We start from the raw sequence: 17,527 nt of genomic DNA on the forward strand, positions 1-17,527 counted from the left end.
AGTTTTTTCGATCTATCAAATTCGAGACAGCCACTTCTTGTCAATATGTGTTTCGATTTGTAACCCCTGGACAAATGATAAATATTTTAATCCTTTACCATGGCACTTGCCACAGTCTACTACAAAAAAGAGGGAGGGGTTGTCCTCCCTCCTTAGCTTCTTGTGACAATTCTTCCAAGTTGATAGATTATTTTGGGTTAACTTTTGTCATGAATACGCTTTTGCCATCTTTAAATTGAAGGATTGCGGCACTCTTAACTGGGTTATGAGTTGCTGGGTCAACATTCAATTCTCCACTTATTCCTTGGAAACCTTTCATGTTTTCCAGAGCACTTCTTAATTTTTCGGGTTCTGTACTACCGGCGTTCTCAAGAGCTTTAATTAAAAGATTTGCTGTATCATATCCAAGGGCTGCGAATGTGTCAGGCTCTGAATTATATTTTCCTTGGAAATCTTTAATGAATTGAGCCATTCCTGGATCATCCATAGCTCCATGATTGACGTAGTAAGTATTCTCTAATGCTGCAGCGCCTGCTACATCAACTAATTGAGGAGAACCCCAGCCGTCTCCGCCTACGAATACTTGCTTCATTCCCATTTCACGTGCCTGCTTAACGATTAAGCCTACTTCTTGATAATATCCAGGAACAAAGACTACATCAGGATTAGCAGCTTTAATTCGTACTAAGGTTGCTCGGAAGTCTAAATCACTGCCTGCTACATATTGTTCTGTTGCGACAATTTCTCCGCCTGATTTTTTAAAGTTTTCTTCAAACGAAGTTGCGAGACCTTTAGAATAATCTCCCTTTTGATCTATGAAAAGTGCAGCTTTCTTAGCTTTAAGGGTATCTGAGGCAAAGTTAGCAGCTACCTGACCTTGGAAGGGGTCAATGAAGCAAGCTCTAAAGATCCAAGGCTTTACCTTACCGTTTTCAAAGGTAACACTATCTGATGTGCCTGTAGGCGTAATTAGAGGCACTTTATTATCGGTGACTACTTGGACAGCAGCTAAAGTATTTCCACTTGTCATAGGTCCAAGTATTGCAGAAACTTTGTCTTGAGTTGCCAGCTTAGTTGAAGCTACAGTCGATTCTCCGGGGTCGGACTTATTATCTGAAGATACGTATTCAAGCTTCTTGCCTAATACTCCGCCTTTTGCATTTTGTTGCTCAAATGCTAGCTTAATAGCTTTCTCCGCATATTGTCCGAATGCGGCTGCTCCACCACTTAACTCAAGGTTACCGCCAACTTTTATAACCTCAGCGGACTTTTGCCCCCCAGCAGCTCCACAACCGGTTACCAAAGAAAGACTTAATAAGGCTACAGTTGCTATTGAAAATAGTTTTCTCATCTTTCTACCCCTCTCTAATATTGACCCTTTTTACTTCTGTTTATGGTACATAACTGTGATTCCTATAGTGATTTTTTAGGATTATTCTGCTTAATTCACCTCCAATTATAACCCTCAAGCACCTCTGGATATAGTACAAGGTCTAAGTCATCCAATCAAAAACTTATATGATTGGGTTTAATATCAGGCTGTTAGATAACAACCCTCTAGTTCTATATTCTATATATTATAAAACAATTTGACAAGCTATTAGAGTACAATGAGTCACGAATTTTATAAACAATTTGATGGTAAATGATAGCAAACCATCTCATTCTGGATTATTTCTATAGTTTTATAAAAAACATTCGACTAAATTGTATAACTCTGATAATAATGGAATATTTTTCTATTCATTCTTTTAGGAATTCATTTATCTTTCTAATCTTAAAGTTATAAAGCAAAATGAGTAATTAACTAAAATCTTTAAGCTAATTACTCATTCATCAAATCTATATTTTTCCCAGAATTCTCTTGTCTCCCTTTCGTTGAGTGACACGTTGTTGGTCAAAATACTCTAACAAAGGAACTGTATATTTACGGGAAGTCTCCCACAATTCTCTTACCTCTGCTACCCCAACTTCTCCTTTTAATCCTAACAATCCTATTAAGTTCTGCTTTGCCTCTTGAATATCCTCACTTTTAAAGTAAAACCCGCTGATAAACACCCATTCCCCCTGATCACATAAGTAGCCCGCATATTCTTGAATATCGGCTTTTCCTATTCCACACTTTTCAGCAGCTGAACTTAATTCAGGAGGCATAAGCTTGACAGTCTGCCACAGAGATCTTAAGTCATTTAATCCTTTCATAATTGAGAGCGGAATCTGTGCCCCTTCATTCGTTTGAACCTTACTTCCGGAGATTTTATAAAACTTTCGGGCACTTCCTTGTTCTAATATCATCTGCCAACGTCTATGACTCCACAGTATTCCTAGGCGGGTTTTTAGTTCTTCCCTACTAATTCCACCTCTTAACGGAAATTCTTGTTCATTTGTTTTTACAACTTTTATGAGTTTTTCTCTCCAGGTTTCAGCATCTTTTTTTGCCCAATAAAGAGCAACATCATCTTCTGACCAAATCTCTAACCTTTCCTGTTCCTCCAGCGATTTCAAGTTTTCAGCTAAATCATCAAGGTTGACGTGTAATCGATTTGCCAAATCTTTAGCAGCTCTTGGTTCATCCATCTCTCTCTCTAAAAGGTCGAGAGGATCTCCCTGATCTTTGATCTTCAGTTGTGCTAATACACTTTCCTTAAAGCGTTTCAATTTAAGCTCTGCTACATCTAATACTTTACCTCCTGCTATTGTGAAAGTAGGAGAGTAAAATCTTAAAACAAACCGGTCTCCTGGTGCTGCAAGAACGGGCTCTTCTAATAATATCTGAGCAAACCCCTCACCACCAGGATTAATCTCCTTATGTTCTAAGAGGTGTAGGCGTCCCAATATTTCAGTTGTCCCAATATGAAAGCGAACTCTCTGCCTCTGCACTAAAGGCTTTTCTGCTGTGGTAAGGTTTGTTACTTTTAAATCCAATATATTTCCAACTTTAAAAACCTTTGGTTTTACGAGTACTGAGCCCCTAACAACTTCTGATACATCTACCCCGGCAAGATTGACAGCTACCCTCTGGCCCGCCCCAGCAAAGTTAACTTTTTTATTATAAACTTGTAATGAGCGAACTTTTGACAGTAGATTACTAGGCTCTATTGCCAACTCCTGCCCCAATTCTATAGTCCCACTATGAAGAGTGCCTGTCACGACCGTCCCAAAACCCTGGATGCTAAAAACTCTATCAATTGGCATTCTTACTGGGCCGATTGACTTCTTACTTTCTACTTCAGAAAGCAAATTATCAATAATATCTCGAAGGTCGTCAATACCTTGACCTGTTACAGCTGAAACGCGACATATTTGAGCTTGATTGAAGGCCGTATCTTTAAGTTTATTATGTATCTCTTCATCCATGAGATCAAGCCACTCGTCATCAACAAGATCTGCCTTATTTATGACAACAATTCCTCTGGGAATTCCCAGCAAAGTCAATATATCTATATGTTCTTGAGTCTGAGGCATTATTCCCTCATCAGCTGCAATGACCAATAGTACAACATCCATTCCGCTTGCCCCCGCCAACATCTGACGGACAAAACGTTCATGACCTGGAACATCAATCATTCCAACTTGACGGCCGCTTGGAAGTAACATATGTGCAAAACCAAGTTCTATTGAGATACCTCTTTGCTTTTCTTCTTTTAATCGGTCAGTATCCATACCGGAGAGAGCACGAATTAGCTCAGTTTTACCATGGTCTACATGTCCGGCTGTTCCCACTAAATAGTGTCTTTCACCCATTTTAGTTCCCCTTAAGCTATTTGCATATTATATTTTATATCTTATATAGTTTACTAGTCATATTTACTATAGCAAAATTGTAACTTGTTTAGCAAACTCAAATTTATCTCTTTAGCCAATAATACATTATTACAGGTAAAAATACTAAGCCTAGGTATCCAAACAGAGGATAAACAATCTGCACAATTTGAGAAAATTTGACCCCAGCTAATGGCAGTAACAATACAAATAATGCTAATGTCGCTCTCCCATAGTTTAAACGACCTGAATCAACAACTCTGCTTATTAGACTAAAGCCATTCCCTACCGCTGCAGTAATCATAGCTAACCACAAGACTACAACATAGAAAAAAGCCGGCCATTCACCTAACTTGCCTGCAATTCCAACCATCGGAATTTCAAGGCCTAATATATCTGGAAAGCTTAGCAAAGATACACCTATGGCTAATGCAAATAATCCTAAAGCAATTCCTCCAAGCAAAGCCCCTAACCGGGCACCTGCTTTCTGTACATCTCGTCCAAGAGATGCAAATACTACCATTGCCAATGTAACGTTAAATGAGACATATAAGATGGCTGAGATAAACCAATTACTAACAATCGGGTTTTCGACGATTATGGTAGGTTGATTTCCCACTGAGCCGGCAAGAAATGTTGCTACTGTGGCAATTCCTAAACAAAAAATGAATTTTAAAGGAATGAGTACGGAATTTATCCAAAGCACTCCTTCTCCCCGATACCACAAGGCTAATGCGATCACACTTGCTGTCAGTAAAATACCTGACCACCTTGAGAAGCCAAAATACTCTTGAAAGAGAGCCCCACTGCCAGATATCATTGCTAGCATACCTACAAATAAGAGAATACTAACAAGGATATCTGCCCACCTTCCTAATTTTGAACCCAGCAAATAATTGAAGAAATCATCATAGGATGTTACTTTCCAACGACTCTGTAAATCAAGCATACCCCAACCTAGGAGCGAAAAAAGAAATGAACTCAGCACAACTCCTACTAAACCCCAATATCCAAACCGTGCAAAGAACTGTTGTATTTCCTGACCAGAGGCAAAGCCAGCCCCCATCACCGCACCTACGTAGGTTGCAGCCACTTGAAAAGATGTTTTCCAACGCATGATTACTCCCTCCTCGCCATCATGCTTATGGCTAGAAATGGGATCTCATGCATAAAAGATGATCTATTTGGTAAATAATTTAATGAATAGCTAAGTTTTTTAGTACATCGAGTAAGGGGGCTGCTTGTGAGTTTATTTTCATTGCTTACTGAAACTCAAAAAATTAAAGCCCATGTGGATGATTATACCGCAAAAGAGAAACTTGAGACGCGTCTCTCAGATCTTTTTGTTTCTACTCAGAAACGCCCCGCTGTTATTTTATGTATAGGGACAGATCGTTCAACGGGAGATGCTTTAGGGCCATTAATTGGCACACAGCTCTCCCGTCTAAAACTCCCTGAACTTAATGTCTATGGTACATTAGATAATCCCGTACATGCTACAAACCTCGAATCAAACGTTTATAACATAAAAAGTATTTTTTCAAATCCATTTATTATTGCAGTAGACGCTTGTTTAGGGCGTCTTGACTCAATCGGCTGTATTACTCTTTCTGATGGGCCATTAAAGCCTGGGGCAGGTGTTAATAAAAATCTGCCAGAAGTAGGTGAAGCTCATATGACCGGTATTGTTAATGTGGGGGGCTTTATGGAATATATGGTTTTGCAAAACACTCGTCTCAACTTAGTTTGGAGACTGTCCGAGAATATCAGTTCTATAATTACTCGTTCATATTTGAAAGTACGGAGGAGCAACTAAGCAGTTAATTATATTTTCTTTCCGTTCATTGCTTTTAATACTACATCTCTTTCCTCATCTGAAAGCGAATATTGGGACTGTCCGCCACTTATCGGTTTTGCGTATATCCTGGCCTCTTCACGACTATGAATCGAACTTAATACTAATCCATCTCCTTCTTGATTTAAGAAGGCAACTGCAAAGCTCAAATCACTACCGACATCTTCGAAGGCTCTAAACCGCTGTATTTCTGCTCGATCGATACTAGCTCTTAATTTAATTTCAATGGGATCAAGCCTTTCCTTGCATTTTTCGAGATTTTGCTCTAAGTCTGTTACTTTTTGAATATATTTATCAAGGAGTATATCCATTTGTTGACCGTCCATAAATGTCTGTAGACTTATATATGATGCCTGAAACTTTTTCATCTTACGATATAGTAAAATCGTAATAATTAATAGAATAACTGTAAGGAAGGCTAATACACCTATAGCCAACCAATTTATCGACATTACACCCTCGATCATCACTAATTTATCCCTGGTATTAGAATCATATCGGCTTTGATTCCGCCTTGACGACTAAACAAAGCGGCAGATCATTTTTAATGATCTACCTAAAACCAGGTTTTTCACTTCCTTTCAAATCCAAATTTTATTTATGTTTACTTATCTCGCCTTACATACCTAAATGGAGACGTGTAAAAAGCATTGCTATTGGAATCGCCAAGAACAACCCTGGTAATAGATTACCCACTTTAATCTCTTTTATTTCTAGAATGTTTAGGCCTATCCCGACAATCAGAAGTCCGCCAGTCGCTCCCATCTCATTTATTATCTGGGACGACAAGACTCCCTCTAAAAGACCTGCTGTGACAGTAAGTAATCCTTGATAGGCAAACACCGGTATTGCCGATGCTAGCACACCAATTCCCATTGACGAAGCAAATACAATTGCGGTTATTCCATCCAACATTGATTTGGCGTAAAGTATTGTATTGTGTCCTGTTAAGCCACTCTCTAAGGCACCCATAATTGCCATTGCCCCGACACAATAAATTAGGCTCGTTGTTACGAAGGCCTTGGTGAAATCTCCTCCTCGTCCATTTTTTGATAGCCTACCTTCAAGCGACTGCCCAAACTGTTGTAGTCGCAGTTCTATGTCAATGATTTCGCCAATTATCCCACCTAACACTAAACTTGCTATAACAATCAACGTGTTCTTAGTTTGAATGGCCATTGATATTCCTATTAATAATACTGCTAGCCCAATTCCTTGGATTACTGTCTTTTTCATTTTCTCTGGTAATGCTTGTCCGAACATAAGACCTATTAATCCACCTATTATAATTGCCCCAGTGTTTACAATAGTTCCTAACAACTATATCCCTCTTCCTTTTATTGACTGATTAATGTTCCACGTGGAACATTAAATCAAAGTAGCCATACTTGCCCCTCCAAGGCAGCACCATCATAAGATAAAAATTTAGTTCCTCGGGGTCTGGGCGGTTTTACCCATCCTTCATGACCAGCTAATGTCTTCATACAAATTAGTCTACTTGCATAACGGCGAGTGGAAACCTGCGACATCGATTCTACTCATGCATTGTAGGCATTATGCCCTCCATGCAATGGGTTAACTCCTGTTAGAGCGTAACTGCAAACCCCTTGTATTCGTGTACAATATTTCTAAAGACGCTTTGGGGCTATTTTAACTAAACTTCATAACCCAACCATAGCAGTACCCTCAGATGATAAAAAGAAACGTCCTAAAGTACTAAATACTTGCAAGTAAATCCCAAAGTTGTTTTCACACTCACAACAAACTTGGCTTGAGGAGCACTTCTCAGAAAAGCAGATGCTTCAGTATGGTCAGGCTGAGGCGAGGGACGACTGGTTGGAGTACCCCTACGCGACAGTACTAGTTCATGGATGGACTATTGCCGTTGAGCCCGAAGACACTGTCTTCGCACGTATTAGCCTTCTTGCAGAATGGCATGGGCCGGCGCACAATCACTGAACACAATGTTCCTAGCGCTACATGCACCAGGGAAGGCATAGGTGCGTCTAAATATGCCCAGATTGGAAAGGCTCACGAACCGTCCAGTCAGCCAGCGACGATATACTGACCGTGCAAATCAAAACTCGGTCTTCGCAAGGTTTACTCAGCTGAAAGCGATCCCCTTCATAGCCAAACAGTACAATCACATGCTAACCAGAAATATTTCCAGAATAGTTGCTCAAGCCACATCAATGTCAAGCATCAACACCTATATAAACAATACTTAACACTCTGAGGTTTTTAGAATACCATTAACAATTATTTTACAAAAACATGTTAATTGAAGGAAATCAGCTTAATAGCTTCGGCAATTTACAAAGGATAAAAGGGAGGAGTGCCACCCATCCCCCTAAGAAAGCTAATCCATAGAGTAACTAGATGTTCCACGTGGAACATCTAGTTACTCTATGCGGATGTTCCATAGCTCAAGTAATCTATTCAACTCTTCTTCCGAAAAAAACTGAACCTCGATGCTACCGCGTTTAGTGTCACCCTTAATATTAACTTTTGTTTGAAAGCAGCTCCTAAGATGATCTTGCACTTGGTTTAGTAACGGACTAAACTCCCGAGTATGTCGCACCTTATCGGATTTCTCCGATAGTCTGTTAATCAAACTTTCAGTATCTCGAACAGACAGTTGTTCTTTAGCGGCTTTTTGAGCAGTTAAGACTTGTAAAGTTGTATCTTTAACACCCAATAACACCTTAGCATGGCCTAATGAAATAGAGTTACTTCGAAGCAAATCAAGAATAGCATTTGGTAATTGTATTATCCGTAGAAGATTTGTTATTGTTGATCGAGCCTTGCCAACACGTTGCGCAACTTGTTCTTGGCTCAATCCGTATTCTTTAATAAGTTTCTCGTAGGCAAGTCCTTCATCAACAGGAGATAAATCAGCACGCTGAATATTCTCAATTAATGCTCTCTCGGCCATTTCTTGATCACTGCACTCTTGAACAATGCACTTTATAGTAGACTGTCCGACAATCTTTACCGCACGAAGGCGTCGTTCACCGGCGATTATAATATACCTGTCGCCGGAAGGTCTCACCAGAATAGGTTGTAACAATCCATGTACTCGTATAGAGTCTGCAAGATCATTGAGTCCTTGAGGATCGAATTCCCTTCTCGGTTGCTCAGGGTTAGGGTCTATAATTGACACTGATATTTCCTTAATACCTTCTTCATTATTACCTATATCATCTGATAGGAGTGCTTGAAGTCCCCGACCAAGTCCCTTCTTAGACACGTTCTAACACCTCCTTGGCTAAATCACGATAAACTTCTGCACCTCTAGACCGTGAATCGTAAGTATTTATTGCTTTACCATGACTAGGGGCCTCACTAAGACGTACATTACGCGGAACAATATTACGAAAAACCTTTTGCGGAAAGTACTTTTTGACTTCATCAACTACTTGTATAGATAGATTGGTGCGAGCATCAAACATTGTTAAGAGAGCTCCCAAGATATTTAGTTTTGGGTTAAGATGTTTTCGAACACGATCCAAGGTATTCATTAGTAGTGTTAACCCTTCAAGAGCATAATACTCGCATTGGATCGGTATGATTACATCTGTAGCAGCAGTGAGCGCATTAATTGTTAGAAGCCCCAAAGAAGGAGGACAATCAATGAAAATAAAATCATAATCATTTTTTACGTCATCAATAGCCTTTCTTAATTTCGCTTCACGTGAACTTTGAGAAACAAGTTCAATTTCCGCACCGGCAAGTTCAATTCTCGCAGGCACAACCTTTAAGCCTTTTTGCTCAGTTTTCATAATAACCTGTTCCAAAGGAACATCATTAATAAGAACATCATAAATACATCGAGTTAGCTTATTTTTGACGATTCCCATACCACTAGTAGCATTACCTTGTGGATCCAGGTCAACAAGTAAGACACGTTTACCTAGTTCCGACAGACAGGCACTCAAATTTATCGCTGTTGTAGTTTTAGCCACTCCGCCTTTTTGATTAGCAATAGCGATCACATTAGTTACCAATAGTCAGCACTTCCTTCATTACACAATACAATACTATCTACACGATCTTAGTAAAAAATTATTCAATCGACGAAACTGGTTCAGGACATGAAATTTTATATAGATAAAGATTAAAGAAGCAAAAATGTGTACTATCTGATAGTATCAAACCAAACCCAATAAAAAAAGCGCTTTTGACGCTTTTTTACAAATTAAAAATAATAATCTTATAAAATTATGCACCAACTGAAATAATTTTTGGTAAGGGTGAGTACTTACTTTGATTAAGTGTTTCTGTATTTTTGATATTACCATTCAACTTAATAGTTCGGAAGGATTTAACCACATATCCAGGCTGACCCTCTTGAGTGGTACGTGAAGCTCCATGGGCAAGAGTTTCATCGACTAAACGTTGTTCTTCAACTGGAATAACTGACTCGATCTTACTCGAAATAAGCACTTCTTGTCCTTGAACAACCTTTCCATAGAGTTCAATTGTTACAGAATTACTACTTACCTTTGTACGAACAAGTAGATACCCACCTGTATTATTGTTAAACTTTAAGTCGAGATCTGGGTAAGCAACAGTGGCATCTTGCCCAAGTGGTACGTAGGATATAGCTAAATCATGATTGCTCCTCTGAGTAACAGGTAAATTAGCTAATAGCCCCGTATTATAAAGAGTGCTGGAAACTTGACATATTCCGCCTGCTAATCCGGGAACAAATTTACCATTAACGATTATATAGGCATCTTTATAGCCAGCCTCAACAGTTCTTTCGCCAACAATCTTGTTAAAGGATAAAGTATCACCTGGTTTTATAACAGCCTTATCCATAGCTCTAGCAGCAATACGAACATTTTCTGATCTTGCAGTTTGAGAAGGGTCAAATCGTGTAGTATAACTGGCCAGTAATCCAGTAATTTTTTGTTCTTCTAATTGGGCAGCAGTTACAATTGGAAGTTGATCTTTATACTTTACCGTAAACTCCGGCACTTGAGAGAAAATATCGATATCTTTAATCCTATCAACTAAATCTTCGGTATCAATGACTCTTCCAACGACTTCCTTTTTTATAGCCATTGAGTTATTAGGATTAATATCAAAGGATGCATCTTTGGCAGGCTTATTAAATTCTCCTAAATCATTGTTAAGTCGTTGTAGTAATTTATCCTCATCCCATTCCTGTGCCAATCCTAATTTAATGCCCTCAGAAGTTTTCATCTTAGCTAATACTTTATTAATAATTGTTCCTCTTCTACTAACTTGATAAGCTTCCTCTAATGCTGCATCTGCAGAGACATTTAAGCCTAAATCTTCTAATTTGACTTCCTTTACTTGTTCATCAACGTTAAGCTTTACGGTTTGCCCAAGAAGACGTTCAACTTCCAATTCCATTGTTTCCTTGGCTTGGTCCATTGTCATATTACCTACATCAACATCAGAAATTGTGACTCCATCAACAATTAGATGCTGATCCCAGGTATATATCGTAGCCGAGAGAGCAACAACAACTAAGAAACTTATTATAAGTCCTAATGCTATATATAATCTTTTACTCCTTTTAAAATCGAACTTAAATCTTTGTTTCTTTGCACTACTTCGACGTCTTCTACTGAGGTCTGTCCCCGAAACTAGATTAGCATTATCTCTTCTAAACCTTTGATTTTGTGAATCTTCCAAATTGCCACCCCCTACTATACCTACACCCTGCAATACAGCACTATATTATTAAATTCGACGTTCTAATCCTATTTCCTTCACTGTCCGTCATAAAAAAGAGCCTTACACTCAAAAAGAGTAATGCCCTAGCCAAAATTATTGTCTAAATAATAGGATTCTTACTAGGAGTTCCTGCCTTGCGCGGGTATTGGGATGGAGTTTTTCCAACTTTACGAATCAATATTACTGCTCGATGCTCTGCACTATGCCCTAAATTATACTTTTCAATTCCTTCCGGTTTCCCATTAAGAACCAACAAGGCATTTTTTGATTCAGCTAGCTCTTGATCTGCATTCAAGCCTTTAGCAGCAATGAATCGACCATTAACTTTAAGAATAGGCATAGCATACTCTAACAAAATGGGTAAACGTGCTACAGCACGTGAACAAACTGAATCAAAAAAACCTCTATATTGTTGATTACGTCCAAAATCCTCAGCTCTGGCATGATTAGTAACTATTTTATTTAACTTTAAGGTCTTAATAACAATATCAAGGAAGTCTAATCTCTTCTTCAACGAATCAACAAGCACGACACTTAACTCAGGAAGCAAAATTTTGAGTGGTATTCCGGGAAAGCCCGCTCCGGTGCCCAGATCTGCAAAATGCTCACCTTGAATATATTTAGCAAGAACCATGGAATCAATGAAATGTTTTAAAATTACTTCCTGGGGGTCTGTGATTCTCGTTAAATTGAGTTTCTGATTCCACTCGAGTAACAGGTCTCCAAACAAACAGAACTGATTCACCTGAGATTCAGTTAATTCATATCCTGTATGATTATAGGTTAACCCCTTAATAAGGGTTGAATACTCACTGAACACATTATTTCTCCCTTCGGCGACGTTGTTCTAAAGAGACCAATAATACTGAGACATCTGCCGGGCTTACTCCTGTAATTCGGGAAGCTTGTCCCAAATTTAAAGGGGTTACTTCCATTAATCTTTGTCGGCCTTCTGTAGATAAACCACGGATATCTTCATAACGAAGATTCTTAGGTAAAATTAGGTCTTCCAACTTAGAAAACTTCTCGATTTCCGCCCATTGTTTTTCAATATATCCAGAGTATTTAGCTTCTATTTCGGCTTCCTCTAACACCTCAGAATCAAAGTTATTTAATTCAGGTAAAAGCTCAACTATTTGTTTAAGAGTAATCTCCGGCCTACGAATTAAATCCTGTGCACTAATTCCTCCACGGGTTGGAGTAGAATTCACATCAATCATTACCTTCTGTAAGGTTTCATTGAATGGGGAGAATACGTTAGATTTTAATAGTTGATTAATATACATCAAATTACTTTTCTTCTCTTGATAACGCTGCCAGCGATCATCACTCACTAACCCAACGGATCTTCCTTTTTCTGTCATTCTTAAGTCAGCGTTATCTTGACGGAGAACAAGTCGATACTCTGCTCTTGATGTCAATAAGCGATAGGGTTCTTTAACCCCCTTTGTGACTAAATCATCCACCAGGACCCCTAGATAACCATCAGAGCGTCGAAGGACAAAAGGTTCTTTAGCTAAAGCTCGAAGAGCAGCATTTATCCCTGCCATCAAACCTTGAGCAGCTGCCTCTTCATAGCCAGAGGTTCCATTTAACTGGCCAGCAGTAAATAAGCCATTTAATTGGCGTACTTCCAGACTAAGAGAGAGTTGATGGGGTAATACATAATCATACTCAATAGCATAGCCTGGTCTTAGCATACGAACATGCTCTAAACCTGAAATACTTTGTAGAATTTTTACTTGAACATCTTCAGGCATACTAGTTGAAAGGCCTGCTACATAAAGCTCATCACTTTGCCATCCTTCCGGTTCTAAGAAAATCTGATGAGCATCTCTCTCAGCAAAACGAACAACTTTATCTTCAATTGAAGGACAATAACGTGGGCCTATACCCTCAATTTTTCCCGAATACAATGGTGCTCGATAGAGATTCTCGCGAATAATATCGTGGGTAATAGTTGATGTATATCCTAACCAGCAAGGAACTTGTTTAGAAGTATCACCCTGCCAAAAAATACTCTCAGTCGGTAGAAAGGAAAAACCCCAAGGTCTTTCATCTCCAGGTTGTATTCGAAATTTAGAGTAATCTACTGATTGTCGCTGGATTCTTGGAGGAGTTCCAGTTTTAAATCTTCCTAATTCTACACCATACTCTTTGAGCGACTCGGAAAGAGAAATTGCAGGCATTTGACCATTAGGTCCACCTTCATACATAGAATCGCCAATAATAATTCTCCCTCTTAGATAGGTACCACTTGTCAATACTACGTTATTTGATTCAAAACGTGCACCTGTACGAGTAACAACTCCAGCTATTGAATAATTATTAATGACAACTTTCTCTACTAAACTTTGAACAATAGTCAATCTGGGTTGAGACAACAACGCATTACGCATATGAGCTTGATAGGCTTGTTTATCCGATTGAATTCTTAAGGCATGAACAGCAGGTCCCTTTCCCGTGTTTAACATCTTAGCCTGTATAGATGTTTTGTCTGCTATGATACCCATTTGACCGCCTAAGGCATCAATTTCGCGTACCAGATGCCCCTTAGCCGGTCCACCAAGTGAAGGATTACATGGCATATGGGCAACCGTATCTAAGTTTAGAGTTAGTAAAAGTGTTTCACATCCAATTCGGGCAGCAGCAAGAGCAGCTTCACACCCGGCATGTCCGGCTCCAACTACGATTACATCATATTTCCCAGCAAAGTATTCCAAAGCTCATCCTACTTTCCTATACAAAATCGAGAGAAAATATCATCGAGAAGTGATTCTTGTACATTATGACCTGTTATTTCTGAAATATGTTGAAGGGCATGTCGAATATCAATAGAAAGTATATCCCAAGGCATTCCCTGGAGCAAACTTTCGAAAGCTTGATTTAATGAATTCTTACAATTATCTAGTGAAGATATTTGTCTAATGTTTGAAAGTAATGGATCAGATGATATAGCAGTATCTCCCTGAAAAACTCGTTTTCGAATTGCATTTTCAAGTTCATCAAAACCTCTATGCTCTAGAATAGAAAGAGGTATGCATAGTCCGTAGTTGTTAGTTATAACAACTTCTTGATTACTCTTTAATAAGTCTGTCTTATTTAGAACTACAATGACCTTATCTTTATAAGTATTTAATATTTCATTTTCAACATTAGTAAGAGGAATATTTGCCTGAACAACCAATAAGATAAGCTCTGCAGACTTCAATGCATTCCATGATCGTTCAATTCCCAACCGTTCAACAAAATCACTGCTCTCACAAATTCCCGCAGTATCTACTAACTTTAACAGAATTCCACCAACACTAACCGATTCTCTTATTTCATCACGGGTTGTCCCTGGTATATCTGTAACAATTGCTCTATCTTCCTTCAATAGGGCATTGAGCAAACTAGATTTTCCTACATTAGGTTGGCCTACAATAACTGTTAATAATCCATCTCTGAGAATTTTACCGGTCTTACTTCCTTTTAAAAGGTCCTCAATACTACTTAAGGTCTTACCAATAAGTGATTGCAAATTATTTCTATCAAGGCTTTCAACATCATCTTCAGGAAAATCAATCCCAGCTTCAATATAAGCTAGTATTTCTAAGATTTTATCTCGTAAATCTGTTATTTGATGCGAGAGTCCACCACTAAGCTGAGCTAAAGCTAAGTTTGCTGAAGTTTCGGTTCGAGAACTAATTAAATCAATTACTGCTTCTGCTTGGATTAAATCTAACTTTCCATTGAGAAAAGCCCTCTTAGAAAATTCCCCGGCTTCTGCTAAACGGGCTCCATTTCTAATACATTCTTGCAAAATTCTTTGAGCTACGTAGGGACCACCGTGACAGTTAATTTCATAGACATCTTCACCAGTATATGAAAACGGAGATAGCATTCTACCAATTAAGACTTCATCGAGAACTTTATGTTCATCATGAAATAGTCCCAGATTAAGAGTAAAGTTTTCGCCTAATTGCCAACGTTCACTATTTTGGGGGTTAAAACACTTTTCTATTATTTTTCCTGCTTCGGAACCACTTAATCTCAAAATATGAATACTAGCTTCACCCATAGCGGTAGCCATTGCAACTATTGTATCTTCCAAAGTATTCATCTCCAATTAACAAAACTTATTTTTTTTGTTCTTTTAACAAAGTAAATAAACAACTTATTGTTTCCCTTAATAAAATAAAAAAGAGGGGTATACCCCTCTTAGCCTCGTTTCAGTGATATGACAACCCTTCGATTCGGATCATCTCCCTCACTAAAGGTTGCAATTCTAGCTTCATCCTGCAAAGAAGTGTGTATAATCCGCCGTTCATGAGGGTTCATCGGTTCTAACACTATTCTTGTACCCGTTCTTTTTACCTTTTCAGATAATCTCTTTGCTAGACGAACCAAGGTTTCTTCCCGTCTTAACCTATATCCCTCAACATCAACAACTATTCGAACTCTTTCGGATAGTTGTTTAGCTACTGCCAAATTCGTTAAATATTGAAGTGCATCTAGGGTATCACCACGTCTTCCTATCAGGATTCCAAGCTCAGGCCCACTAATATTAACATGCCAGTGCTCACCATCCTTGCTCACCTGAGTATCAGCATTGACGCTCATAACTTGGCATACTTTTTTTACAAAATCTGCAGCTAATATACCCGGGTTGTCTTCACAAGAAATTCGCACCCTTGCTAAACGTGTACCAAAAAGTCCAAATAAACCTTTCTTGGCAGGTTCTTCGAGAACCTCTATTTTTACCCGATCACGATCGACAGCTAATTCGTTAAGACCCGCTGTGATAGCCTCTTCAACTGTTTTCCCAGTTTTCTCTGCAATCCTCATGAACGATCCTCCTCACGCCTTACACATCCCTATATTGCTTTCTTACCTTTGTTCGATAATCTACTATTAATAAATAGTTGTTGAAAAATCGACACAACATTCATAGTAACCCAATATAAAGCCAAACCTGCTGGAACTGTAACACTAATGTACGCGAAAAACACCGGCATAATATAAAGCATTGTCTTTTGAGTTGGGTCAGTGGAAGCATTTGGACTGGTTAGCTTTGTTTGCAGAAATGTAGTTGCAGCTGCAAATATGGGTAAAATCAAGTGATATGAGAACGCAAATCCATAAATTTTTGTCAAGTCAAATCCTAAAAATAAATGCGCTGAAGCATTAGCCGGATCATAAGGAAAATGTAACAAAGCACTATATAATGCCCAAAAAATCGGTAACTGAACAACTATTGGAAGACACCCACCTAAAGGGTTTACATTATGTTCTTTATACAACTCCATAACGGCGGCATTAGCTTTTTCTTTATTATTTTTATATTTTTCTTGAATAGCTTTGATCTTTGGTTGTAAATCTACTGTTTTGCGCATTGAGGCCATCTGTTTATAAGTGAGCGGAAAGATTAAAGTCTTAATCAACATAGTCAAAAGAATGATCGCAACACCATAATAAGGCAACCCAACAGCAGTAGAAAAACTATATAGTATCTTTAATAAATAAGTCATTGCTTCAACAATAGTACTCACAAAAGCCCTCCTTATACTGGGTCATGTCCCCCAGGGTGAAACGGATGACATTTTAAAATCCGTTTAATAGATTTCCAACTTCCTTTTACAAGACCGTACTTTAGCAAAGCCTGAGCAGTATATTCCGAACAACTTGGATAGAAACGACAAGTGGGCCCTTTTAGAGGAGATATAATAATTTGATAAAAGCGAATTAAACCAATTAGAATACGTCTCATACTAATCTCACCTTTTTATTAAGGTGTTGGCTCTTTTCAAAATATACATGATATTGCTTTCGACTTCGGAGTAAGAAACTCCTTTGATTCTAGCCCTAGCAATACAAATAATTTGTATATCTTTTCTAATTTCCGGCAGGTTAAGTCTTATTACCTCCCGCATAAGCCTTTTCGCACGATTTCTTTGAACCGCATTGCCGACTTTCTTCGAAGCAATAAAACCAAATCTATTAGGTTCTTTAAATAATACATAAATAGCTACATTTTTTGCAGAGTAATTTTTACCGATCTCAAAAATTGCTTTAAAACCAGATTTTTGACGTAAGCGAAATTTCCTTTGCAGCATATATCCTCCAGGTTTACATACCTTCTATATTCTAACTCACTATGCATTAGTTTAAACGTTTAAAGATTAAGTATGTTTACCCAATAAAAATAATTAAATC

The 17,527-nt window shown here is 38.4% G+C and carries 16 protein-coding genes; 1 reads left to right on the forward strand and 15 read right to left on the reverse strand.

From position 1 onward, the window contains the following. Window positions 1-187: 187 nt before the first annotated feature. The 3 genes from DESMER_RS22405 to DESMER_RS22415 all read right to left on the reverse strand — a co-directional run bounded on the left by DESMER_RS22405 (window position 188) and on the right by DESMER_RS22415 (window position 4,879). Entirely contained in the window at window positions 188-1,351 is a 1,164-nt protein-coding gene (locus DESMER_RS22405; protein WP_014905351.1) for an ABC transporter substrate-binding protein, read from the reverse strand. Window positions 1,352-1,842: 491 nt separating this feature from the next. Then, the gene (gene selB / locus DESMER_RS22410; RefSeq protein WP_014905352.1) at window positions 1,843-3,744 is read right to left on the reverse strand and encodes a selenocysteine-specific translation elongation factor; all 1,902 of its coding nucleotides are present in this window, start codon (window positions 3,742-3,744) and stop codon (window positions 1,843-1,845) included. 103 nt (window positions 3,745-3,847) lie between these two features. Beyond that, a complete protein-coding gene (locus tag DESMER_RS22415; protein ID WP_014905353.1) occupies window positions 3,848-4,879 on the reverse strand; it encodes a YkvI family membrane protein in 1,032 nt (343 codons plus the stop codon). 126 nt (window positions 4,880-5,005) lie between these two features. Between DESMER_RS22415 and yyaC the strand changes: the two genes are divergently transcribed. Then, the gene (yyaC, locus tag DESMER_RS22420; RefSeq protein WP_014905354.1) at window positions 5,006-5,578 is read left to right on the forward strand and encodes a spore protease YyaC; all 573 of its coding nucleotides are present in this window, start codon (window positions 5,006-5,008) and stop codon (window positions 5,576-5,578) included. An 8-nt stretch (window positions 5,579-5,586) separates the two neighbouring features. Here yyaC and DESMER_RS22425 read toward each other — a convergent pair whose 3' ends face one another. The 12 genes from DESMER_RS22425 to rnpA all read right to left on the reverse strand — a co-directional run bounded on the left by DESMER_RS22425 (window position 5,587) and on the right by rnpA (window position 17,427). Further along, window positions 5,587-6,069, reverse strand: a complete 483-nt coding sequence (locus DESMER_RS22425; RefSeq protein ID WP_014905355.1) for a DUF4446 family protein — start codon at window positions 6,067-6,069, stop codon at window positions 5,587-5,589. 166 nt (window positions 6,070-6,235) lie between these two features. Next, window positions 6,236-6,937 carry a DUF554 domain-containing protein gene (locus DESMER_RS22430; protein WP_014905356.1) on the reverse strand — a complete coding sequence of 234 codons (702 nt, stop codon included), beginning with the start codon at window positions 6,935-6,937 and terminating at the stop codon, window positions 6,236-6,238. A 1,081-nt stretch (window positions 6,938-8,018) separates the two neighbouring features. Continuing rightward, window positions 8,019-8,867 carry a ParB/RepB/Spo0J family partition protein gene (locus tag DESMER_RS22435; protein WP_014905357.1) on the reverse strand — a complete coding sequence of 283 codons (849 nt, stop codon included), beginning with the start codon at window positions 8,865-8,867 and terminating at the stop codon, window positions 8,019-8,021. Continuing rightward, window positions 8,860-9,624, reverse strand: coding sequence for a ParA family protein (locus DESMER_RS22440; protein WP_014905358.1), 765 nt, complete (start codon window positions 9,622-9,624; stop codon window positions 8,860-8,862). The genes DESMER_RS22435 and DESMER_RS22440 overlap by 8 nt, the downstream gene beginning before the upstream one ends. A gap of 214 nt (window positions 9,625-9,838) precedes the next feature. After that, window positions 9,839-11,287, reverse strand: coding sequence for a VanW family protein (locus tag DESMER_RS22445; RefSeq protein WP_014905359.1), 1,449 nt, complete (start codon window positions 11,285-11,287; stop codon window positions 9,839-9,841). 142 nt (window positions 11,288-11,429) lie between these two features. Then, entirely contained in the window at window positions 11,430-12,149 is a 720-nt protein-coding gene (gene rsmG / locus DESMER_RS22450; RefSeq protein WP_014905360.1) for a 16S rRNA (guanine(527)-N(7))-methyltransferase RsmG, read from the reverse strand. Between the two features lies 1 nt (window position 12,150). Further along, window positions 12,151-14,052: a tRNA uridine-5-carboxymethylaminomethyl(34) synthesis enzyme MnmG gene (gene mnmG / locus DESMER_RS22455; protein ID WP_014905361.1), complete on the reverse strand. Its 1,902-nt coding sequence runs from the start codon at window positions 14,050-14,052 to the stop codon at window positions 12,151-12,153. Window positions 14,053-14,060: 8 nt separating this feature from the next. Continuing rightward, window positions 14,061-15,425 carry a tRNA uridine-5-carboxymethylaminomethyl(34) synthesis GTPase MnmE gene (mnmE, locus tag DESMER_RS22460; RefSeq protein WP_014905362.1) on the reverse strand — a complete coding sequence of 455 codons (1,365 nt, stop codon included), beginning with the start codon at window positions 15,423-15,425 and terminating at the stop codon, window positions 14,061-14,063. Between the two features lie 107 nt (window positions 15,426-15,532). After that, window positions 15,533-16,159, reverse strand: coding sequence for an RNA-binding cell elongation regulator Jag/EloR (gene jag / locus DESMER_RS22465; protein ID WP_014905363.1), 627 nt, complete (start codon window positions 16,157-16,159; stop codon window positions 15,533-15,535). Window positions 16,160-16,188: 29 nt separating this feature from the next. Next, on the reverse strand, window positions 16,189-16,863 hold the full coding sequence (locus tag DESMER_RS22470) for a YidC/Oxa1 family membrane protein insertase (protein ID WP_014905364.1): 675 nt from the start codon (window positions 16,861-16,863) through the stop codon (window positions 16,189-16,191). A gap of 11 nt (window positions 16,864-16,874) precedes the next feature. Beyond that, entirely contained in the window at window positions 16,875-17,081 is a 207-nt protein-coding gene (gene yidD / locus DESMER_RS23330) for a membrane protein insertion efficiency factor YidD (protein WP_014905365.1), read from the reverse strand. Window positions 17,082-17,088: 7 nt separating this feature from the next. Beyond that, entirely contained in the window at window positions 17,089-17,427 is a 339-nt protein-coding gene (gene rnpA / locus DESMER_RS22475; protein ID WP_014905366.1) for a ribonuclease P protein component, read from the reverse strand. Window positions 17,428-17,527: the final 100 nt, after the last annotated feature.

The organism is Desulfosporosinus meridiei DSM 13257 (assembly GCF_000231385.2).
Taxonomy (GTDB): domain Bacteria; phylum Bacillota; class Desulfitobacteriia; order Desulfitobacteriales; family Desulfitobacteriaceae; genus Desulfosporosinus; species Desulfosporosinus meridiei.